The 21,588-nt window shown below is 64.4% G+C and carries 22 protein-coding genes; 8 read left to right on the top strand and 14 right to left on the bottom strand.

Annotation, left to right across the window (positions count from 1 at the left end):
- Positions 1-13: 13 nt before the first annotated feature.
- Positions 14-622, bottom strand: coding sequence for a hypothetical protein (locus tag DKM43_RS11265; RefSeq protein ID WP_201739855.1), 609 nt, complete (start codon positions 620-622; stop codon positions 14-16).
- Between the two features lie 272 nt (positions 623-894).
- Here DKM43_RS11265 and DKM43_RS11260 point away from each other — a divergent pair, with 272 nt between their 5' ends.
- Both DKM43_RS11260 and DKM43_RS11255 read left to right on the top strand, forming a co-directional pair.
- Complete coding sequence (locus DKM43_RS11260) at positions 895-2,316, top strand: aromatic ring-hydroxylating oxygenase subunit alpha (RefSeq protein ID WP_109798616.1); 1,422 nt, start codon at positions 895-897, stop codon at positions 2,314-2,316.
- A 10-nt stretch (positions 2,317-2,326) separates the two neighbouring features.
- Positions 2,327-3,511: an aromatic ring-hydroxylating oxygenase subunit alpha gene (locus DKM43_RS11255; protein WP_109798615.1), complete on the top strand. Its 1,185-nt coding sequence runs from the start codon at positions 2,327-2,329 to the stop codon at positions 3,509-3,511.
- A 67-nt stretch (positions 3,512-3,578) separates the two neighbouring features.
- On the opposite strand, the gene DKM43_RS11250 is transcribed toward DKM43_RS11255, so the two are convergent.
- Both DKM43_RS11250 and DKM43_RS11245 read right to left on the bottom strand, forming a co-directional pair.
- On the bottom strand, positions 3,579-4,310 hold the full coding sequence (locus DKM43_RS11250; RefSeq protein ID WP_109798614.1) for an SDR family NAD(P)-dependent oxidoreductase: 732 nt from the start codon (positions 4,308-4,310) through the stop codon (positions 3,579-3,581).
- Positions 4,300-5,337, bottom strand: a complete 1,038-nt coding sequence (locus tag DKM43_RS11245; RefSeq protein WP_109798613.1) for an NADP-dependent oxidoreductase — start codon at positions 5,335-5,337, stop codon at positions 4,300-4,302. Before DKM43_RS11245 ends, DKM43_RS11250 begins: the two co-directional genes overlap by 11 nt.
- Positions 5,338-5,492: 155 nt before the next feature.
- Between DKM43_RS11245 and DKM43_RS11240 the strand changes: the two genes are divergently transcribed.
- Positions 5,493-7,862, top strand: coding sequence for a TonB-dependent receptor (locus DKM43_RS11240; protein ID WP_109798612.1), 2,370 nt, complete (start codon positions 5,493-5,495; stop codon positions 7,860-7,862).
- 109 nt (positions 7,863-7,971) lie between these two features.
- Positions 7,972-8,736 (top strand): SDR family NAD(P)-dependent oxidoreductase, encoded by a 765-nt coding sequence (locus DKM43_RS11235; protein ID WP_109798652.1) that lies wholly within the window; start codon positions 7,972-7,974, stop codon positions 8,734-8,736.
- Between the two features lie 57 nt (positions 8,737-8,793).
- Here DKM43_RS11235 and DKM43_RS11230 read toward each other — a convergent pair whose 3' ends face one another.
- Together DKM43_RS11230 and DKM43_RS11225 are read right to left on the bottom strand one after the other, a co-directional pair.
- Positions 8,794-9,585, bottom strand: coding sequence for a ThuA domain-containing protein (locus DKM43_RS11230; RefSeq protein WP_109798611.1), 792 nt, complete (start codon positions 9,583-9,585; stop codon positions 8,794-8,796).
- Positions 9,573-10,601 (bottom strand): NADP-dependent oxidoreductase, encoded by a 1,029-nt coding sequence (locus tag DKM43_RS11225; RefSeq protein WP_109798610.1) that lies wholly within the window; start codon positions 10,599-10,601, stop codon positions 9,573-9,575. Before DKM43_RS11225 ends, DKM43_RS11230 begins: the two co-directional genes overlap by 13 nt.
- Before the next feature lie 172 nt (positions 10,602-10,773).
- On the opposite strand from DKM43_RS11225, the gene DKM43_RS11220 reads away from it, so the two are divergent.
- From DKM43_RS11220 to DKM43_RS11210, 3 genes are all read left to right on the top strand, one after another.
- Complete coding sequence (locus DKM43_RS11220) at positions 10,774-13,239, top strand: TonB-dependent receptor (protein WP_407938495.1); 2,466 nt, start codon at positions 10,774-10,776, stop codon at positions 13,237-13,239.
- A 149-nt stretch (positions 13,240-13,388) separates the two neighbouring features.
- Positions 13,389-13,730 carry an ArsR/SmtB family transcription factor gene (locus tag DKM43_RS11215; protein WP_109798608.1) on the top strand — a complete coding sequence of 114 codons (342 nt, stop codon included), beginning with the start codon at positions 13,389-13,391 and terminating at the stop codon, positions 13,728-13,730.
- Positions 13,730-14,164 carry an ArsI/CadI family heavy metal resistance metalloenzyme gene (locus DKM43_RS11210; RefSeq protein ID WP_109798607.1) on the top strand — a complete coding sequence of 145 codons (435 nt, stop codon included), beginning with the start codon at positions 13,730-13,732 and terminating at the stop codon, positions 14,162-14,164. The genes DKM43_RS11215 and DKM43_RS11210 overlap by 1 nt, the downstream gene beginning before the upstream one ends.
- A gap of 69 nt (positions 14,165-14,233) precedes the next feature.
- On the opposite strand, the gene DKM43_RS11205 is transcribed toward DKM43_RS11210, so the two are convergent.
- The 5 genes from DKM43_RS11205 to DKM43_RS11185 form a co-directional block, all read right to left on the bottom strand.
- Positions 14,234-14,662 carry a nuclear transport factor 2 family protein gene (locus DKM43_RS11205; protein ID WP_109798606.1) on the bottom strand — a complete coding sequence of 143 codons (429 nt, stop codon included), beginning with the start codon at positions 14,660-14,662 and terminating at the stop codon, positions 14,234-14,236.
- Between the two features lie 79 nt (positions 14,663-14,741).
- Entirely contained in the window at positions 14,742-15,092 is a 351-nt protein-coding gene (locus tag DKM43_RS11200; RefSeq protein WP_109798605.1) for a Rieske (2Fe-2S) protein, read from the bottom strand.
- 12 nt (positions 15,093-15,104) lie between these two features.
- Positions 15,105-15,650 (bottom strand): VOC family protein, encoded by a 546-nt coding sequence (locus DKM43_RS11195; RefSeq protein ID WP_109798604.1) that lies wholly within the window; start codon positions 15,648-15,650, stop codon positions 15,105-15,107.
- Positions 15,647-16,384 carry a glucose 1-dehydrogenase gene (locus DKM43_RS11190; RefSeq protein ID WP_109798603.1) on the bottom strand — a complete coding sequence of 246 codons (738 nt, stop codon included), beginning with the start codon at positions 16,382-16,384 and terminating at the stop codon, positions 15,647-15,649. The genes DKM43_RS11195 and DKM43_RS11190 overlap by 4 nt, the downstream gene beginning before the upstream one ends.
- Before the next feature lie 17 nt (positions 16,385-16,401).
- Complete coding sequence (locus tag DKM43_RS11185) at positions 16,402-17,415, bottom strand: NADP-dependent oxidoreductase (RefSeq protein ID WP_109798602.1); 1,014 nt, start codon at positions 17,413-17,415, stop codon at positions 16,402-16,404.
- A gap of 132 nt (positions 17,416-17,547) precedes the next feature.
- Between DKM43_RS11185 and DKM43_RS11180 the strand changes: the two genes are divergently transcribed.
- Complete coding sequence (locus DKM43_RS11180; protein ID WP_109798651.1) at positions 17,548-17,961, top strand: nuclear transport factor 2 family protein; 414 nt, start codon at positions 17,548-17,550, stop codon at positions 17,959-17,961.
- Between the two features lie 79 nt (positions 17,962-18,040).
- On the opposite strand, the gene DKM43_RS11175 is transcribed toward DKM43_RS11180, so the two are convergent.
- The 4 genes from DKM43_RS11175 to DKM43_RS11160 all read right to left on the bottom strand — a co-directional run.
- Entirely contained in the window at positions 18,041-19,174 is a 1,134-nt protein-coding gene (locus DKM43_RS11175) for an endo-1,4-beta-xylanase (protein WP_109798601.1), read from the bottom strand.
- 54 nt (positions 19,175-19,228) lie between these two features.
- Positions 19,229-20,362 carry a hypothetical protein gene (locus DKM43_RS11170; protein ID WP_145960507.1) on the bottom strand — a complete coding sequence of 378 codons (1,134 nt, stop codon included), beginning with the start codon at positions 20,360-20,362 and terminating at the stop codon, positions 19,229-19,231.
- A gap of 14 nt (positions 20,363-20,376) precedes the next feature.
- A complete protein-coding gene (locus DKM43_RS11165; RefSeq protein WP_236632531.1) occupies positions 20,377-21,384 on the bottom strand; it encodes a glycoside hydrolase family 5 protein in 1,008 nt (335 codons plus the stop codon).
- A gap of 59 nt (positions 21,385-21,443) precedes the next feature.
- Positions 21,444-21,588 (bottom strand): SDR family oxidoreductase (locus tag DKM43_RS11160; protein WP_145960506.1); only part of this gene is annotated, 145 nt, incomplete at its 5' end.

The raw sequence follows: 21,588 nt of genomic DNA, 5'->3' as shown, positions 1-21,588 counted from the left end.
GTTGCGCGCACGCTCAACCGAAACGCAATTCACCCTGCACCGGTTTGGGAGCAATTGGCCGCGGCGGCGCGGGGCTGGCAGGCAGACCTTGTGCGCCCTGCGACGGCGCCATGAGGCAGCGCGCCAGACCTTGCAGCACATAGACCGCATGGCGCTGGCCTCCCCGGTTCGCATGATCGATGGCATAGCCCTTGTAATAGCGGCGCAGCAGGCCCGCCCCCACCAGTTCGGAGACCGCGCGGCTAAGATTGGTCTTGCCCGATGCGCGCACGCGCTCGCGCACTTCCTGTTCGATCAGCGCCGCAGCCCCTGCCGGGTCGGCGGGCATCCGGCCTTCAAGGAGCAGGTCCGAGCGCACCCGCTCTGCCAGCGCGATGCGGCGCGGATCGCGCCCGCCCATCGGGGCCAGACTGTCGCACAGCCAGTCTCTCAGGGTGAACTGCTGCCCGCCGCGCCGCACGAATGGCCCGGCCTCTCCTTGTGCATCGGCCACTTCGGCAATCAGGCTGAGCACCATGAAGGCATAGCGCGGGCGCGAGCTGGCCTGCGACAGGCAATCCAGCAGGCGCGACATCGGCGAAGGTGCAAGCGGTGGCGCAAGAGGGATGGCGGCATGGAACATTTCGTGATTCAAGAAAGCACATAACAGGATTCAAGGGAATCCCCCTCGCGACGGGCGATGCGCGCAATCCAACATTTGTCGGCTATGACACTTTACCGCCGGGCAAAGTGTCACGCGCCATCCTTTGAATCCGGCCGGGAACGGGGCCTCTCCAAAAGTGCAGGGCCTAGCCAAAAGCGCAGGGCGTGCGCAGGCCCTTGTTGACCTCGATCAATCCGCAGCCCCCGCCGCCATGACAAGTTCGCCTCTACCCCGCCACGGAGAGGACAATCATGGCAGACCGCGATCCCGGCGCCCTTCATCAGGCCCGCTGCCCCGGCACAAGCTGGGAAGACATCCTGCGCTCGGACGAAGTGCAGCCCCCCGCCTTCATGACCGAGGACCGCTCGCAGTATCTTGGCTCGGAACCGATCGATGCGGCGCGCTACTACAGCCCCGATTTCTTCCGCGCCGAATGCGAGAAGATGTGGCCCAACGTGTGGCAGTTTGCCGCGCGCGAGGAAGACCTGCCCGAACCCGGCGATTATGTGACCTACGACAATGCCGGGCGGTCCTATCTGCTGGTGCGGCAGGACGATGGCAGTGTGAAGGCGTTCCACAACGTGTGCCTGCATCGCGGGCGCAAGCTCAAGACCGACAGCGGCAGCGCCGACCAGTTCCTCTGCCCCTTCCACGGCTTTTCGTGGAATCCCGACGGATCGCTGCGCAATATTCCCTGCCGCTGGGACTTTCCCCACCTGACCGATCAGAAGATGCAGTTGCCCGAAGCCAGCCTTGCGCAGTGGGGCGGCTATATCTTCGTGCGCGAGAACCCCGAAGGCCCCAGCATCGAGGAATACCTCGATCCCCTGCCGGAGTTCTTCAGGCGCTGGCGCCATGAGGATTGCGTGACAGTGGCCTGGGTGGCCAAGGTGATCCCGGCCAACTGGAAGATCGCGATGGAAGCCTTCATGGAAAGCTACCACGCCTATGTCACGCATCCTCAGCTGATGCCTTTCACCGGCGATGCCAACGCGGCCTATCATGTGCTGGGGCGGCACGTGAACGTGAACTACACTCCCTTCGGCGTCATCAGCCCGCATATCGAGGCGCAGGCAAGGTCCGAGAACTGGCCGCAGCAGCGCATTATCGACGAGTTCCGCAAATACAACGGCCGCAGCGCCGACAACTACGACGCGGACAAGGACAACTACGCCATCGAAGTGCCCGAAGGCCGCAGTGCCCGCGCCGCCCTTGGCGAGAAGATGCGCGAGGTCTCTGAAAAGCAGTATGGCGGCGACTATTCAGGCGTCTCGGAAAGCGAGCTGCTCGATGCGCTGGTCTATAACGTGTTCCCCAACTTCGCGCCGTGGGGCGGGTTCATGCCCAACATCGTCTATCGCTGGCGGCCATGGCCCGATCAGGACAGGTGCCTGATGGAAGTGCGCGTGATCGCCCGCATTCCCGAAGACCAGAGACGCGAGGGGCTGCGCCCGGCGGGCGTGCCGATGCACATGCTGGGCGATGACCAGATCTGGGCCGATGCCCCCGAACTTGGCGTGCTGGGCGCGGTGCTCGATCAGGACAGCGAGAACATGCAGCTTTGCCACGAAGGGCTGAAGGCATCGAAGAATCGGGCGGTGGAGCTGGCCGACTATCAGGAAGTCCGCATCCGCCACATCCACCAGACCCTCGATTACTACCTGAACAAGTGAGGCCGCACCGATGACCGAACTTTACGACAAGTATGCCCGCGCTGCGGAACGGATGCTGCACTTCGTGGAAACGAAGACCACCGATCAGGCCAGCGACGTGATGCGCGTGCCCGTGGCCGATTACCTCAGCCAGGAACGCTTCGATGCCGAGATCGCCCGCATCTTCAAGCGCTTGCCGCTGATGCTGGCGCTGACCATCGAATTGCCGGAAGTGAACGATTACAAGGCGATGGATGTGATGGGCCTGCCCGTGCTCATCACCCGCGGCAAGGATGGCAAGGCGCGCGCGTTCCTCAACGTGTGCAAGCACCGCGCCATGCACCTTGCGCCCGAAGGCAAGGGCAACTGCCGGGCCTTTGCCTGCCAGTATCACGGCTGGACCTATGCCAACGATGGCAAGCTGATCGGCATTGCCGAGGCGAGCACGTTCGGCGATGTCGATCGCTCTACCCTCAACATGACCGAGCTGCCCTGTGACGAGGCAGCGGGCATGATCTTCGTGATCCTTACGCCCGGTCTGCCGATCGACGCGGTGGCGTGGATGGGCGGCATGTATGAGGATTTTGCCGCGCTCCGGCTGGAGACGTGGTATTTCCACAAGAGCCGCAAGATGCAGGGCGCCAACTGGAAGGTGGCCTATGACGGCTATCTCGAAGGCTATCACTTCCAGGCCGCGCACACCAACACCGTGGCCACGCGCAGTCCTTCGAACCGCGCCAGCTATGAAGGGTTCGGCCCGCACATCCGGCTGGGCTTTCCGCAGAACAGCATCACCCGCCTGCATGATCTCCCGCGCGAGGAATGGGGCCGTCAGGAAAACCACGGCTATGATTTCATCCGGATGCTGTTCCCCAACATGAGCTTCTTCCTGGCGCCCGAAATGGGCCAGCTTGCCCAGTTGTTCCCCGGACCCGCCGCCAACCAGAACACCACCGTGATGAACTATATCTTCCCGGTGAAACCCGAAACCGAGGAGGGCCTCGCCGCGCTTGACCGGATGTGCGATTTCTTTTTCGACGTGGTCGAGGAAGAGGACTACTTCCTCGGTCTCAAGGTGCAGAACGGGCTGGAATCAGGCGCGATGACGCACCAGACCTTCGGCCGCAACGAACCGGGCAACCAGTTCTTCCACAAATGGGTGGCCTATTACCTTGACGAAACCGGGCAGACGCCGATGCCGGTGATGAAGGAGTGATCTGCCCCAGGGGCGGATCGGGCCGGGGCATACCGCCATCCCGCCCTCTGCCCTGCGCGTCCGGGCGCTAGTGCCGCACCATCGCGCCGCCATCCACCCACACCCCGTGGCCGGACATGAAACGCGCATCATCGCTGCACAGGAAGGCGATGACATCGGCAATGTCCTCAGGCTGGCCAAGGCGGCGCAGCGCGGCCTTGTTTTCCCAGAAGGTGCGGAACTCAGGCATGTCGGCAAAGGCGGGTGCGGTCATCGGCGTGGCAATGGCGCCGGGCTGCACGCAATTGGCGGTCACACCGAACGGTCCCAGTTCGGCCGCCACCGATTTCGTCAGGCCCAGCACCGCGTGCTTGGAAGCGGCATAGGCGCAAAGCCCTTCGTCGCCATGGCTCGACGTGGTGGAACCGATGGTCACGATCCGCCCGTTGCCCGCCGCCTTCAGCTGCGGCGCGGCTTCGCGGATCAGGCGGAACACGGCCACAAGGTTCACATCGAGCACGCGCAGGAAATAGGCATCGTCGTGCCCTTCCAGCGGATGAAAGGCGCTGATCCCGGCGCAGGGCACCAGCGTATCCAGCCCGCCCATGGCGGCAACCGCAGCCTGAACCAGCCGGGCATTGGCATCGGGCGCGGTCAGATCAGCCACGAAATCGACCTTCGCGCCCGAATCCGGCGCCTGCACGTCGGCGGTGAAAACGGTTGCGCCATCGGCACGCAGCCGCGCGGCGGCAGCGGCCCCGATACCCGATGCCGCCCCCGTGACGATCGCCTTGCGGCCCAGCAGCCGGTCAGAGGCCATCGGCGATCTTCAGCACCAGCTTGCCCGTGTTCGCGCCGGTGAACAGGCGCATGAAGGCATCATAGGCGTTTTCCAGACCTTCCTGCACGTCCTCGTCGATGCGCAGGCGCCCCTCGGCCATCCATCCGGCCATCACCGCCCCGCCTTCGGCAAAGCGCGGCACATAGTCCATGACGAGGTAGCCATAGAGCGTGGCCTGCTGCGCCAGCACCTGCCAAAGGTTGCGCACGCCGATCTTTTCGGGCGAATTGTATTCGCTGATCATGCCGCACAGCACGATGCGCGCATACTTGGCCAGATTGAGCAGTTCGGCGTCCATCACATCGCCGCCCACGTTCTCGAACACCACATCGGCCCCGTTTGGCGCAGCGGCGCGGATTTCGGCGGCCAGTTCGGCCACGCTCTTCGCCCGTCCCTCAGCGGTTTTGTAGTCGATCGCCACGTCGAAGCCGTAATCCTCGATCAGGCGGCGGCACTTGGCCGGGCCACCCGCAATGCCGATCACGCGGCAGCCCATGATCTTGCCGATCTGACCCACGGCCGATCCCACCGCGCCCGCAGCGCCCGAAACCAGCAGGGTTTCCCCCGCCTTGGGCCTTGCCACTTCGGTCAGCCCGAAATAGGCGGTAAGCCCCACGGCACCCATCGCGGAAAGGAACCGCGATGGCGAATCAACCTGGGACACATCAACCTTCATGGTGAAGCCGCCGGCAACGTTTACCGAGTAGTCCTCCAGGCCGTTCATGCCCAGAACCCAGTCGCCCACGGCAAAATCAGGCGATTTCGATGCCGCGACCACACCCACCGTGGTGGCCCGCACCGGATCGCCCAGCGGGATCGGCGGCATGTAGCTGGGGGCATCGTCCATCCATCCGCGCTGCGCGGGATCGAGCGAGGCATAGCAGTTGCGCACCACGAAGCCGCCTTCGGGGGCTTCTGGAACCGGCTGTTCCACCAGCGAAAAGTCTTGCGGAACGGGCGTGCCATGTGGGCGGCGGGCAAGGAGGAATCGGCGGTTTACGGTCATGCGGTCTCTCTCCCGGTCTGTGTTTCGAGGATGCAGCATCGCGCAGGCAGGGCACCTGTAACAAGTGGCAGTTGGTTGAAAGCAGCGTGCGGTGGATGAAGGAGGCGAGCCGTGGCGCAACGACGCCATGCGACCTTGTTCTGAGGGAGGATACCATGAAGACACCAGCCGCGCGGCGCATTGTTGCCGTTGCCCTTGCCAGTTCCGCGCTCGCTTTCTCGCTGCCCGCCTTTGCCGCCGAAGCGGACGAGCCGCAGGGCACCAGCGCGCAGAGCACGGAATCCGAAGCCACGGTGGAAGACAGCGGAGCGATCATCGTTACCGCCCGCCGCCGTTCGGAAACGCTCCAGTCCACTCCGATTGCCATTACCGCCGTCAACACTGCCATGCTGGAAAGCAAGGCCGCGGTGAACATTGGCGATCTGCAGGGCGCGGCTCCCGGCCTGCTCATCACGCAGCAGAACTCCGGCGCGCAGGCGGCCAACATCTCGATCCGCGGCCTGACCTATGCCGATATCGAAAAGTCGCAGACCCCGACCGTGGGTGTGCTTGTCGATGGCGTGGTGATCGGCACCAACACCGGCCAGCTTCAGGACGCCTTCGACGTGGCCCAGCTTGAAGTGCTGCGCGGCCCGCAGGGCACGCTGTTCGGCGCCAACACCATCGGCGGCGTGATCTCGATCACCCGTTCCAAGCCCACGATGGAACCCGGCCTCAAGGCCGAAGTCACTTATGGCCGGTGGAACACGTTCTCGGCCAAGGCAATTGCCAACTACGGCGATGGCGAGACCTGGGGCGTCAAGGCGTGGTATTTCCACAACGAGACCGACGGCTATTATCGCAACGTCACGCGCAATGTCAGCGCGGGCTGGAGCAATGCCGAAAACTACGGCGCGAGCCTGCTGTTCAAGCCCGCCGGTTCGGGCTTCACGGCGCAGCTTACCGTGGCGCAGGTGGAGCAGACCTTCGATCCTGTGGTCAGCAACCTGACCAACAGCACCGAAGTGTTCTGCGCCTTCATTCCGGCGCGCGAATGCAACCGCAACAGCACGACCGATCTCTACACCACCTTCGGCGATGCCGCATCGAGCAACTACAAGGCGCCTGAAGCCACGCTCGAACTCAACTACGATGCGGGCGGGGTCAAGCTGACGTCGATCACCGGCTGGCGCAAGAGCACCGAAGCCCAGACGCAGGACTTCGATGGCTCTTCGGTCGATCTCTACTACGTCGATCGCCGCCAGCACTACGAGCAGTGGAGCCAGGAACTGCGCGCTGCCGGCAACCTCTTCGAAGGCTTCGACTATGTGGTTGGCGGGTTCTACTTCAAGTCGAACTACGACCTGACCCAGTGGTCGCGCGTGTTCGGCTTCAGCCCCAACGTGCCGCCCACGCTGTTTGACCGCAACGCGCAGCGCGTTGAAGGCAAGACCGAAAGCTATGCCTTCTTCGGCGACTTCAACTGGGCCTTTGCCGATGGCTTCCGCCTCTCGTTCGGTGGCCGCTGGAGCCGCGACCGCAAGGAACTGGCCAATGGCTTTGCCCCCAACGTCCTGCTGAACCCCGATACGGTGACGCTGAACGATGTGGTGCTGGTCGGCCGCGGCAAGGCCAGCTTCAGCAAGTTCACGCCCAAGGTTGGCATCGACTGGCGCCCCAACCGCGATACGATGGTCTATGCCTCGTGGTCGCGCGGCTATCGTTCGGGCGGCTTCAGCCCGCGCGCTGCCACCGCGCAGACCGCCAGCACCCCGTTCCAGCCCGAAACCGTCGATGCCTATGAAGTGGGCGTGAAGTTCACGACGCTGGACGGAAGGCTTGATCTCAACCTTGCCGGGTTCATTTCCGACTACAAGGACATGCAGCAGAACCTGACCGTTCCCGGCGGGCCTACCGGCAACCAGACGATCACCGGCAACGTGCCGGGCGGCGCGCTCATCAAGGGTATCGAGTTCGACGGCACCTTCCGCGTGACCAGCAACTTCAAGCTCACCGGCTCGCTGGCGTTCCTCGATTCGCACTTCCGCAATTTCGTCACCTGCGGCGCCTATGCGGGCGGCCCGGTTGCGACCAACGCCTGCGGTGCGGGTCTGGTGCCGTTCGACTATTCGGCCAACCGCCTGATCTATGCGCCCGATTTCACCGCATCGCTCAACGCGGAATACACCTATCCCACCAGCTTTGGCGACATCTCGACGAACGTCGGCTGGCGTCACATCACGCCCTATGACCAGCAGCTCTCGGCCGCTTCGCTGACCCCGACGCTGAACAGCGCGGGGCAGGCAACGCTCATCACCGTGGGCGGCAACGATCCGCGCGTGCGCACCACCACGCAGGATCTGGTCGATGCGTCGCTGACCTTCAACTTCGATCTCAACAACACCAAGGCCTATGTCCGCGTCTTCGGCCGCAACCTGCTGAACGAAAAGACCACCACCCACGCGTTCACCGTGGCGGGCCTCTGGTCGTTCGGCATGGCGCTGGAACCGCGCACCTATGGCGCAACCCTGGGCGTCAAGTTCTGACGCGCAAGGACTGACCTGATCCACCTTGCCTGGGGGTGCGGGGTTGCGGGCGACAAGCCTGCTGCCCCCGCCCCCGGCCCTTTTCATGACCATTCAGGAGTTGCAGGCAATGGCTCGTCTTTCCGGCAAGATCGCCCTTATCACTGGCGGCGCTTCGGTGCCCGGTCTTGGCAGCGCCACGGCCAAGCGCTTTGCCGAAGAAGGTGCCAAGGTGTGGCTGACCGACCGCGACCTTGAAGGCGCGGAGAAGGTGGCCGCCGAGATCCGCGCCGCTGGCGGCGAGGCGCGCGCCATGCTGCACGACGTGACCAACGAAGCGCAGTGGGACGAGGTTTTCGCCGCGATCGAGGCCGAAGACGGCAGGCTCGACGTTTGCGTGAACAACGCCGGGATCGCGGTTCTGCGCCCGATCGAGGACATGACCAGCGCCGACTGGGCGTTGCAGAACGCGGTCAACCTCGACAGCGTGTTTCAGGGCACCAAGCGCGCCGTGAAGCTGATGCGCAAGGCGGGCATCAAGGGATCAATCATCAACATCTCGTCCGTTGCGGGCCTTATCGGCGTGCCTGCCTGCGGGGCCTATGCCGCATCGAAGGGCGGCGTGCGCATGTTTTCCAAGACCATCGCGGTCGAAGTGGCCAAGGACGGCATCCGCGTGAACTCGGTCCACCCCGGCATGATCCTCACGAACATCCAGGGCGTGGCGCAGGAAGACAATGCCGAGAACTACGATGCAACGCTGGCGCTCGTGCCGATGGGCTACATGGGCGATCCGCTGGACATCGCCAACATGAACCTGTTCCTTGCCTCGGATGAAAGCCGCTATGTCACTGGCACCGAACTGGTGGTCGATGGCGGGATGACCGCGCTCTGATCGCTCGCGCCTGCGCCCCTTGATGACAGGGGCGCAGAGCGCATGGTCCTTGCCGGTTCAGGCGGTCCAGCGGATCGCGTTTTCCACCAGCTGCCGGTAGTGCGGATCATCGTAGGCCGAAGGGCCATCACCGGGCTGGAGATAGACGAGGCGGCTGTTCAGCGCCTGCCGCGCCCAGCCGATCAGGTTCGATCCCGGCGGATGGTCCCAGCCTTTGCGGCTGAACATTTCGCCCTTCACCGCCAGTTCGGCCGACCAGAAGTGATCCCGGTCGAACGCGGCGGATGAACGCAGCAGCGGCGTTGCCCCGGCGGGGGCGACTTGCGCAAGATAAAGCTCGTCCGTCAGGGTAAAGCGTTCGGGCAAGCCTTGCGTGACCGGGTGGCCCGGCTCAACCGTGATTTCATGCGTTACATCGTGGCAATAGCCGCTGTCGGGCACGGGGCGGCCCTGCCATGTGCCGGGATGGTAGAAAAACTGGCCGCCCAGGCATTCGTGATATTCCGCCCATGTCGGCCAGCCCGCCAGCGCATGGTGCAGCGCCACCACACCCGTGCCCTGTTCAAGCAGCGCGCGAAAGCCTGCCTTCAGCGCGGCATCGGGTTCGCGGTAGAGCGGTGCGCCCTCTCCCGCCTCGAAATCCAGCCCCGGCATGTCGTAAAGCACGAGCACATCAAAGCCGCGCATGCCTTCGGGGTTCATCAGGCGCGCGGCGGCGGGCTGATCGACCATCGTGGCCGAAATCCCCTCCATCGCCTGAAACATGGCGTCAAAGGCGGTGCGATCGAACGGATGGCCGCGCACCGCCACAAGGCACTGCAAGGCGGCGCGGTGCTTTATAATTGGCATGACACATCGCCCCCCACCCGCACGATGACCTTGCCCACGGCCTTGCCCGACAGCATCCGGTCATAGGCGACCAGCGTGTTTTCAAGCCCTTCGGTCTCGTCAAGGTTCACGGCCAGCCTGCCTTCATCCACCCACTGGCGCAAGGTGGGCAGGAACTCGGCCCCGCGGTGCAGGAAATCGGGAATGAAGAACCCCTCGATGCGCAGGCGCCGCATCAGCACCTGATCGAAGCGCGCCGGGCCGGGCAGCGGCGCATCGTTGTCATAGGCGGCGACCATGCCGCACACCGCCACGCGCCCGTAATGCGCCATGTTGGGAAGGACGGCATCGAGCAGCGGCCCGCCGACATTGTCGAAATAGGCGTGGACCCCGCCATCCACTTCGGCCAGCCGCGCGGCAACATCTTCGTTCTTGTAGTCGATGGCCATGTCGACGCCGAGGGTTTCGGTCAGATAGCGGCACTTGTCCGGGCCGCCCGCAATGCCGATCACGCGCGCGCCCAGATTGCGCCCGACCTGACAGGCAAGGCTGCCGGTGGCCCCGGCAGCCGCCGAGACGACCAGCCATTCGCCCGCCTTGATCGCGGACACTTCCTTCACGCCGACATAGGCCGTCCACGCATTCATCCCCAGCGCGCCGAAGTGCTGGCGGATGTCGGCCACGCTTTCATCCACCACTTCCAGACCGGCAAGGCCCGGCGCCATGGTGGCATAATCGGCCCATTGCCCGAACCCGCGGACCAGCGCACCTTCGGGAAAGGCGGGGTCGCGCGTCTCGCTCACCCGGCCAAGGACAAGTCCGGCCATTTTCGAACCCAGCGGCAGCGGCGGCTGATAGCCGTCGGTGCGCGGGCTCATCCACATGCGCGTGCCCGCATCCATCGAAAGCCAGCCGGTCTTCACCCGCACCTCGCCTTCGGCAAGCGGGGCCAGCGTTTCGGTCTGCAGGCTGAGCGCGGCGGCAAAGTCGGACCCGTGCGGGTGACGGTCGAGCCGCCAGAAACGGTTTACGGTCATGATGGCATTTCCTCTCGGCTCTGTTGGGTGCCGCCATGCTTGCGCCCGCTCACCTCTCCAAAAGGACAGTCTGGCCATTGTTGCAGTGGGCGGCTGCGAAACCTGCACATATGCCGGTTTCAATAAGCATTCTACGTCTCGACAAGCCTTTCAGAGGGAGGATACCTTGAAGATCTCCGCCAAATCGTGGCTGCTTGCGTCCTGCATTCTGGGCAGCGCAGCCATTGTTCCCGCAGGCGCGGCCCATGCGCAGGATGCAGCACAGGATGCAGCCTCAAGCGGCGGCCTTGAGGAAATCATCGTTACCGCCCGCAAGCGCGAGGAATCGGTCCAGACCGTGCCCGTTGCCGTGATGGCCATTTCCGAAAAGGTCATCCAGCAGCGCGACATCACCTCGATCGAGAAGATCGCGGCGGCCACCCCCAATCTCAACGTTGGCCGCGCCTCGAACGGTTCGGGCGCGCAGCTTACCCTTCGCGGCATCGGTTCATCGTCAACCTCGATCGGCATCGAGCAGTCGGTCGCCGTGGTGGTGGACGGCGCCTATTACGGGCAGGGCCGCATCATCAACGAAGGCTTCTTCGATCTCAAGCGCGTCGAAGTGCTGAAAGGTCCGCAGGCGCTGTTCTTCGGCAAGAACGCCACCGCGGGCGTCATCAGCCTTGCCACCAACGATCCGGGGCAGGACCGCGAGTTCATCGCGCGTGCAGCCTACGAGTTCCGTTCGCGCCAGTATCAGGGCGAACTGATTGCATCGGGACCGCTGACCGATACGCTTGGCCTGCGCGTGGCGGTGCGCGGCTCGCTGATGGACGGCGGCTATTACCGCAACGTGTCGGTGAACCGCACCTACACCACGGTTGACATCCGCAACCTCTTGGCAGGCGGCAGCGGCAATCCCATCGGCCACGTGGCAACGCCTGCGCCCGAACGCCAGCCCGGCGAGAAGGAGTTCCTGGGCAGGGTCACGCTGAAATACACCCCGACCGATCGCCTCAGCATGGTGCTCAAGGGTTCCTACAACTACAACCACGTCAACAATTCCTCGTGGAACTACGTGGCGTATAACTGCGGGCTTGCCAGCGGCGTGAGCCAGCTAACCGGCTATGCCTGCGGCACCGATTTCGTCACCCACCAGAACAACATGCCGGCGGACATTGCGGCCAACTTCCCCTTCGCGAAGAAGGACGGCGCGCTCTACAACCGCTACCGTTCGTGGGCGATCAACAGCGCCATCACCTATGATCTCGACAACGTGACGATCAGTTCGGTGACGAACTACAACACCAACAACAACCGCTGGACCTGCGCCTGCGATTTCCAGAGCAGCAACAACGGCACCTGGGCCACCGAGAACAGCACCTGGAAGGCATTCAGCCAGGAACTGCGCGCGCAGACCGCGTTCGACGGGCCGATCAACCTGATGGTTGGCGGTCTTTATCAGAAGACCAAGCGCGACTTCGATCAGTATGTGATGTTCGCGGGACTGCGCGACGATCAGGCATCGCCCGCCAACCGCTTCGTCGCTTCGGCCAAGACGAGCTTCACCGACGGCGAAACCGCGGCGCTTTTCGGGCAGGTGAACTGGGAGCTGGTCGACAAGCTCGAACTGGCAGGCGGCGTGCGCTATACGCATGAAACCAAGAAGAGCTTCTTCACCCAGCCTTACAACAACCTGGGCGTGCAGGGCATCTTCCGCGACCGGAATGACCCGGATGGTCTGGGCGAAGTGCGCGCCAATCAGGTCTTCAATGACTGGTCGCCCGAAGTCACCCTGACGTGGAAGCCGCAGCAGGGCATCCTCGTCTATGGTGCCTACAAGACGGCCTACAAGTCGGGCGGGTTCTCGAACGGGGGGATCAACTCCAAGTTCTCGAACGATCCGCTGGCCGACCTGACGTTCAATCCGGAAAAGGCGCGCGGCTTTGAAGCAGGGATCAAGACCACGCTGGCCGACAACCAGCTTCGCCTGAACCTCGTGGGCTTCACCTATGCCTACGATGATCTGCAGGTCGATTTCTTCAACTCGCCGATCTTTGCCTTCCAGACCCTGACCGCCAATGCCCGCACCAAGGGTGTGGAAGTGGATTTCGAGTTCGCGCCGCGCAATGTGCCCGGCCTGAATGTCCATGGCTCGGTCAACTACACCCACGCCCGCTACACCAGCTTCCCGCAGGCCCCGTGCTATGCCGGGCAGACCCCGGCGCAGGGCTGCACGCTGATCGGCGGGCTGGATGCGCGCCAGAACCTCAATGGACGTCCGCTCTCGGTCGCGCCGGAATGGACGGGTGCCTTCGGTGTCGGGTATGAAACCCCGGTCAGCGATGGCTACAAGTTCGGCCTGAACGTCGATACCCGCTTCTCGTCGAGCTACCTCGCCTCCGGCTTCGGCAACCCCTTCTCGCGGCAGGGCAAGTACGCCGTGCTTGATGCGGGCGTGCGCTTTGCCGCCGAGGACGACAACTGGCAGATCGCGGTGATCGGCAAGAACCTGACCAACCGCTTCGTCGTGACCGGCGTTGTCGATGGTCCTTCGACCGGTGGCGGCACCGGCACCGCTGGCGGCATCCGCGCCGACCAGCTCGGCTTCGGCAACCTGCCGCGCACGGTGCAGGTGCAGGTGACGAAGCGCTTCTGATCGCGTTCGCGCAGCGCCCGGCACGATGGGCGCCGCGGGATGGACAAGGGGGGCGGGAGCCAGATGGCTCTCGCCCCATTTTTTTGCCACCCCCTTGCTTGATTCAATATTTCAAGTATATTGCAATTATCGAATCAAGGGACACGGTCATGGACACTGCAAAAGTCGTCAAGGCACTGGCCGCGCTGGCACAGGAGCACCGCCTCGCCGCCTTCCGCCTGCTTGTGCAGGCAGGGCCGGATGGTCTTGCAGCAGGTGCGCTGGCCGAAGCGCTGGGCATCAAACCTTCCGCGCTCAGCTTCCATATCACCCAGCTTGCCTATGCGGGTCTGGTCACCCAGCGCCGCAGCGGGCGCTGGGTCATCTATGCCGCCGATTACGGCGTGATGGACCAGGTCATGGGCTTCCTGACCGAAAACTGCTGCGCCGGTGCCGCCTGCGCCCCGGCAGGCACATGCACAGCCGAAACTTCAAGCGAAAGGAATGACTGATGAAGCGTTTCCATGTTCATGTCGGCGTAGCTGATATCGACGCCTCGATTGCGTTCTACACCGGCCTGTTCGATGCGCCGCCCAGCGTGGTCAAGGACGACTATGCCAAGTGGATGCTTGAAGATCCGCGCATCAATTTCGCCGTATCGCTGCGCAATGGCAGGCCACAGGGAATCGAGCATGTCGGCCTGCAGGTCGATAGCGCGGCCGAGCTTGCCGAGGTCCAGTCGCGCCTCGTCAGTGCCAAGGCGCCGGTGGTCAATGAAGGCGCGGCAACCTGCTGCTATGCCAAGTCGCGCAAGAGCTGGATTGCCGACCCCGACGGGGTTGTCTGGGAAGCGTTTCTCACCGAAGGCAGCAGCACGATCTATGGCGATAGCCCCGATCTTGCCGCGCTTGTCTCAGCCAGCGCTCCGGCCAGCGCCTGCTGCTGACGGGAAGGCACTGCGGCTCCGGGGGCGCGTGCCCCCGGAAAAAGCCCCTGATTTCCAGCTAGGATGTGTTCAGCAGCCCTTGGGGGCGTGCTGGCGGTGGATGTTGCGGAAGGTGCGCGTCTTGAACAGCCACTGGCCGTCCACTTTCACGCAGGTATCCTCATAGACCCCGCGGTCGCGCATGGTCGTGCCGTTCTGGTCATAGACTTCGGAGGTATAGCTGCGCATCACGGCGGTATCGCCCGTGACCTCGATCGAGCCGGGCCATGCCTCGAACATGATGCCGGGGAAGTTCTTCATGGCTTCCACCCACATTGCCCGGATCGCATCGCGGCCCCTTGTCGTGCCAAGTTCCGGATAATCGGGCAGCGACCATTCGGCATCCTGCGCCCAGGTTGCCGCCCAGGCATCGGCATCGCACCGGGTCACGGCATCGGCATAGGTTTCAAGCAGCTCGCGGATGGCGAGGCGGTCTTCGGCGGGGCCGGTAAAGGGCATGGTCGTTCTCTCCCGATAGTGGTTTCGGCGGGCAAGGTAACGCGCCGCCGCGCCATCGGAACCTGCGCTTTGAGCGAGTTCAGAGCACGACCGGCAGTTCATCCATGCCGGGGGCCGCGTCGGGCACGCAGACCTCGATCTGCCCGCCTTCCACGCGCACGGGAAATGTGCGCAGATCCTTGTAGGCCCCGCCGATGCAGCGCCCCGTGGCCATTTCAAAGCGCGCGCCGTGCAGCGGGCACATGACGGCCCCGCGCCGGATGCGGCCGGTGGAAAGCAGCGCGGCCTGATGGGTGCAGCGATCGTTCACCGCATGAAAGCCATCGTCGGTCCTGGCCACGAGCACGTGCCATCCGCCCACTTTTGCGGCAAGCTTGCCCTCTGCCGGAAAGTCGCTCTCGCTCAGAAGGGGGTGCCAGGTATCGCTCACGTCGCAAAGTCCTCAGGAAATACGGATGGTTCTGACCGGTTTGCCGCCATCCCAGCCTTTGGCGGCCTGCGCCACCATGGCATAGAAATCAAGCAGGCTTGTGGTCGGGGTGTAAAGCTCGGTCATCGCGCCCAGCGTGGCCGATGTGTCGGCAAAGGCGAAGACGAAACCGTCGGTCATCTCGGCACGCAGCGCGCAGGCTGCGCCAGCGGCGGCAAAGCGGGCAATGGCCGCGTCCACGTCGTCCACGAAGATCGCCAGATGGTGCATCCCCCAGCGCCCCGATCCTTCGGGGTAGAGATCGCGGAACGGCGAAGGGCCGGGATTGTTCTGCGCCACGAACTCCACCATCACTTCGCCCCATTGCCCATAGGCCGAGGTATGATCGAGCGGGCGCTCCACCCCGCGATGCACCGCGCGCGCCAGCGGGATATTGTCGGCCACGAAGAACGGCCCTGAGCCGTAGAGCCGGTGATGCGCCAGCGCGGCTTCGCGCACGTCCTCGACAAAGAAGGCGATCTGCCGAACCGGCAGCCCCCCGATGGTCTTGGCGCTCATATCGAAGCTCCGCCATCCACGCGGAACTCGGCCCCCGTGGCAAAGGCGCTGGCATCGCTGGCGAGATAGACCGCGATTGCGGCGATTTCCTCCGGCTTGCCAAGGCGGCCCACCGGGTGAACATCCACGAAGCTGCGGTAAAGCGCTTCCGGGTTGTCGCTCTGCGCCAGGACCTTGTCGATGATGGGCGTGTGGATCGCGCCGGGGTGGATCGAATTGCAGCGAATGCCATAGCCTTTTTGCGCAAAGTGCAGTGCGCAGGATTTGGTCATCAAGGTGACTGCGGCCTTGGCGGCATTGTAGGCGCACAGGTTGGCCGATGCTTTCACCCCCGAAAGCGAGGACATGTTGATGATCGAGCCGCCATGCGCCTTCATCTTCGGCAGGGCAGCCTGAATGCCCATGAACACGCCCAGCACATCGATGTCCAGCTCGTGCCGGAACTGCGCCAGCGTCAGGTCTTCGACCGAACCGAGCGTGGTGATCCCGGCATTGTTGACCAGCACATCGATCCGCGCGATCGGGGCAACCGCCGCAGCCCACGATTCCTCGCGCGTCACATCCAGTTCCACGAACCGGGCGCCGATGTCCGCAGCCAGCGCATTGCCGCCCGCCACATCGATATCGGCCACGATCACGCTGGCCCCTTCGGCGGCATAGGCGCGGGCAATCGCCTCGCCCAGTCCCGATGCCCCGCCGGTGACGAACGCGGTCTTTCCTGCAAGCACGGCCATGGCTTTGCCCTCCCCGTTCAGATCAGGACCAGCGTCTTGCCGGTCGTGCGCCCGCTCATCAGGTCGATGAAGGCTTCGGGCAGCTTCTCCAGCCCTTCGCGCAGGTTCTCCAGCGGCTTGAGCTTGCCCTCGGCAAACAGACGGTCAAGCATGGCCTGCGCCTCGCCCAGCACTTCGGGGTGATCGTAGGTGATGAACCCGCGCATGGTCAGCCGGTTGACCACGAGTTGCCAGAGGTTGCGGTTGCCGTGCGGATTGTCGGCATCGTTATACTGCGCGATCATGCCGCACACCGCCACGCGGCCATGCAGGCGCATCAGCGGCAGCACGGCGTCCAGCGTTTCGCCGCCCACATTGTCGAAATAGACATCGATTCCCTCTGGCGCGGCCTCGGCAATCGCGGCGGCGAGATCGGGCACAGCCTTGTAGTCGATCGCCACATCAGCGCCCAGATCGCGCACGATCTGCGCCTTGGCCGGGCCGCCCGCAAGGCCGATCACACGGCAACCTGCGGCCTTGGCCAGTTGCACCACGGTGCTGCCCGTGGCCCCTGCCGCGGCGCTTACCAGCACGGTTTCACCAGCCCTTGCCTTGCCGATCTCGAACAGGCCGACCCATGCCGTCAGCCCCACCGGGCCAAGCGCGCCCATGTAGTGCTGCAAGGGCACGCCGGGCGCGGCATTCACCTTTTCGATGCCCAGTGCATCGGCGCCCACCACATAGTATTCCGACCAGACCGCGAATGTGCGCACCAATGTGCCGACGGGAAAATCGGGATTGTGCGATTCCACCACCTCGCCCAGTGACATGCCGTTGATCGGCGCCCCCAGCGCCACCGGCGGCAGATAGCTTGGCCGGTCATCCAGAAAGCCCCGGATGGCCGGATCGCACGAACAGACGCGCATCTTCACCAGAATCTCGCCGGGGCCGGGCACCGGGCGGGGCGCCTCCTTCAGCGCAAAGTCTTCGGGCACGGGCACGCCCACCGGACGGCGGGCCAAGGTGATCTGGCGGGTGACGGATGCTGTCATTTTCGGCAAGTCCTCTCTCTTGCCAGAACCCATAGCGCGCCCGCGCCCGGCGCAGCGCTAGTCATATCGCTAGGTTTCGGATGCGCGCGCATGGTTGATCTTCCATGGCACCGCGAGAGAGGGTTTTTTGCCATGACCATGACTGCACAGGAAATGATCCAGTTCGTCGATGATCTCTATGCCGCCACCGGCACGGGGGACTGGGAAAAGGCGGCCTCGATGCTGACCGACGATTTCTTCGTTACCGAAGCGCCCGGCCTGCCGATGGAAGGCGTCTATCGCGGCAAGAATGCGCTTCAGGAGCTTTACGTCAAGGTCATGGGGCTGGTGGATGTGGTGGCGCTGAACCGGGTGGAAACGACTGCGGGCAAGGACCACGCCGTGACGATCCTGTCATTCCAGTTTGCCGATCCTTCGCTGCCACCCGCCGAACTGTGCGAACTGTTCCGCTTCCGCGATGGCAAGTGCTGCGAGATCAAGCCCTATTACTTCGACCACGCGGTGTTCCGCGCTGCCGCCGAAGCCAAGGCCAAGGCCGACGCCTGAACCGGCTGATGCGAAAAACGCCGGGCAGCAGCGCCTGCCGCATCCCGGCGTTTCCTGATGCCAACGTGCGCGCCGCGCCTTATCCGCGTGCGGGCGCCGCGGCAAAGGCGTCTGCCAGCGCCGTGTGGACCGCCTTGGCCTTGTATTCCACATCATAGAGGCAGCCGCGCGCCACTTCGCCATCGCTGCGCGGTTCGAAGCCCTGAAGCCACGAGAAGGTATCGACGAGGCCCCACGCCAGCACATCGCGAAGCTGCGCATAGCTGAACATCATGTCGCAATAGGCGCGGGTGGTTTCGGCCACCACCCGGTCGCGCAGCGCCACATCGGCAGGCAGGGTGCGGTCGCGCACGTCGAATTCGGTGATGACAAGGCCATAGCCCATCCCCACCACCTCATCGATGAAGCGCCGCCATTCGCGCTGGTGCGCCGCGCTTGGCACGGGCGCAATGAGATGCGACTGCACGCCCAGCGCATCGACCGGGGTGCCCCGCTTGCGGAAACCTTCGAGCAGCTTCAGCACTCCCTTGCGGTGCGCCTCGTTGCCCGGCTCCCAGCTCATGTAGTCGTTATAGACCAGCTCCACCCCCGGCGCGGCCCGGCGCGCGGTGTGAAAGGCAAGATCAACCAGCGTCTCGGTGCCGCCGATCGCCTGCGACAGCGCGGTCTGCGCCAATGATCCGTCTTCGGGCAGGACGGTTTCGTTGACCACGTCATAGGAACCGATCCGGTCCTTGTAGCGCGCGCACACGGTTTCGATGTGGTTCGTCATCATGTCGGCGGCGGCGGTGGCCGGACGGCTGCCGAAATCGTGCGTCTCCATCCAGCCCGGCATCCACTTCGGACGATGCCAGAGAAGCGTGTGGCCGCGCAGCGCCATGCGCTTTTCCGCAGCATATCCCGCAATGCCATCGAAGGCACCAAAATCGAACCGGGTGGCCGAAGGTCGGATCGCCTGCCACTTCATTTCATTTTCGGCCACCAGCACGCCGCATTCGCGTTCGAGCAGGGCGGCATAGGCCGGGTTGCGCCAGCTTCCGCCGCCGCCGCCCGCCACCGCCGAGCCAAAGCGCATGCCCCTGGCCGTGGCCAGCCTGTGCAAGGATGGCGCATCGGCCTCGCGCGCCATGAGCGGCGAGGCGGCAAGCCCTGCGGCCATCGTGCCAAGCAGCGTCGAGCCCCACTTCAGGCTGTCGCGTCGGGTAAGGGTCATTGCTTCACTCCGTTGCATCTTGCGGGCTAGTCCGGTTGCGGATGGGCGGCGCCATCAGGGCGCGACACCCTTGAGAACATAGACCCCTGCCACTTCCACCGTCTGGCGGGCGCCGCCCAGATGGAGCGCCACCACGGCTTCACCCTTGGCAATGCCGATGGGCGACTGCGTCTTGAGCTGGACCAGCTTCCAGTTCGGACCGATGGGCAGGACGTTGTCGGCAAAGCCGTCATAAGGCGGCGCGTTCTGCTGCACGCGGATGCCGATCCGCGCAGTGCCGTCGGCTGCCTCTGTGGCCGTGGCGCGTGCCAACACGGCCACGATCATCACGTCGTCCTCGGCGATGGCATCGGCAATCGGCACGATCAGCCCGGCATCGTGCGCGGTCTCGATCTTTTGCGGCATGACCAGTTGCAGGGCCTTGCCGCCGGGGGCGCCGCTGGCATTCACCACCTTGCCCGCAAGCCCCGGACCATAGACGGGCCAGGTATCGAACGCGGTTGCGTTGCTCACAAGCTGGCCTTTGCCTGCAAGCTGGGTGGGCAGCGGTGGCGGCGCCCCGGCATTGCCGCCACCAAGGTTGGCCACGATGCTGGCCGCGCCTTCCACCACGATAGTCTGCCCGATCTCGATGGTCTGCCTGGCTCCGGCAAGCTGGAAGGCCACCACCGCTTCACCGGCGGCAATCGCGCGGTCGGCAATCGCGGTCACTTCGTAGAGCTTCCATTCGGTGCCGATGGTCAGGCGGTTGTCGGCAAAGCCGCCGAAGGGCGCCACGTTCTGCTGCACGCGAATGCCCAGCACGCCCTGTCCGTCGGGCGTTTCGGCCTTCACGGTGCGGGCATGGAAGGCCACGGTGATGCGCTGGCCGGGCTTGATCGCCGCTTCGATCGGAGCGTTGGCAGCCACTTCCCACAGTTCCGCGCCGCGCCGAGCGGTCTTGATCTGCAAGGCACCGCCGCCGGGCAGATCGGCGGCCTTCACCGGCTTGCTTGCAACACCGGGGCCATAGACCTGCCAATCGAGGTTCGAGGGATCGTTGATGAGGTTGCCCGGCAGCGCATCATCCAGCGCCTGAAGTTCGGGCGTGCGTTGTGTGGCAGCCACCAGCAGCGGCGCTGCCAGCATGCACAGGGCAGCGGCGGCAAGATTGCGCATCCGGCGCGGGCGCAAGGGGCGTGTCGTCATCGTCGGCGTCTCCCTCATTCGGTCAGGCCCATGGCCGCGCGCATTCCGGGCAGCCACTGGCCGCGCTTGCTGTCATAAAGCGGGAAAGTGTTGGTATAGGCCCATGCACAGGTGCCCACGCCCAGCCCGGCCCATCCGGCGCGCACTGTCTGCATGTAGAGCACGCGCTGCGCTGCGGGGATCTTGTCGATCGCGCCGAACTCGCCGATGAAGGGCGTCTTGCCGGTGCGGGCGATATAGGCGCGCATGGTTTCCACATCGCGGGCAAGCTGGGCGGCATCGGCCGCACTGCCATAAGTGCGGCCCATCGGCGGCGCGGGGTTCACCCACTCCGCCCCCTGATGGGTGAACTCGAACGGATCGTAATAGTGGACCGTGGGCACGATGTGCGGATCATCGGGCAATTCCAGCGTGGCGAGCGAGCCGATGCCGCTCCAGTTCTCGCCCCCCACGATCACCGGGCGATCGGGGTTGCTCTCGCGGATGGCGGCCAGCGCGGGCCTCAGCGTTTCCACCAGATTGGCATTGGTCAGCTTGTCGTGCGGCTCGTTGGCGATTTCGAACCAGAGGTGCGCGCGCGGCTCTGCGGCAAAACGGCGCGCCACCTGCCGCCAGATCCCGGCCAGCCTTTCGCGCTCGCCCGCGGGATCGCGCATCAGTGCCTCGAAATTGTGATCGTTGAGGATCACGTTCAGCCCGGCCTTGCGCGCAAGGCCGACGACATGCGCCACCCGTTCCATGAACTTGGGGTCGATCCCGCCTTCCTTGTCCAGATGCGCGCTCCAGCGCACCGGGATGCGCACGGTCTGGAAACCGGCGCGCGCGATGATGGCAAAATCATCATCGGCAATGGCGCGGCCCCATTCACCCTCGCGCGGAGGCTCCAGATGGTTGCCCATGTTGATGCAGGCACCCACCGGAAGCGCGCTTGTGCCCTGGACATCATGCTGCGCAAATGCTGCACCAGAAAGGTGCAGCAAAGTGATTGCTGTCAGTGCCTTGAATGCCGTTTTCCGTTTCATTGCCGTGCTCCTCAACCCATGCGGCCTGTTATCGGCCCTTCAGGAAATGCTGCGCCCCTTCATCGCCACCCTGCATCGACCCAGTAGGCGTGAGCGGTGCAGAAGCGGGCCTGGTCGGAGGCGAGGAAGAGGGCCATGGCGGCGATGTCGTGGGGCTGGATACGGCCCTTGAGGCACTGCGCGGCGACGATCTCGGCCTCGCCA

Source organism: Novosphingobium meiothermophilum, assembly GCF_003171715.1.
Classification (GTDB): domain Bacteria; phylum Pseudomonadota; class Alphaproteobacteria; order Sphingomonadales; family Sphingomonadaceae; genus Novosphingobium; species Novosphingobium meiothermophilum.
This window is presented reverse-complemented; position numbering and strand designations above follow the sequence as displayed.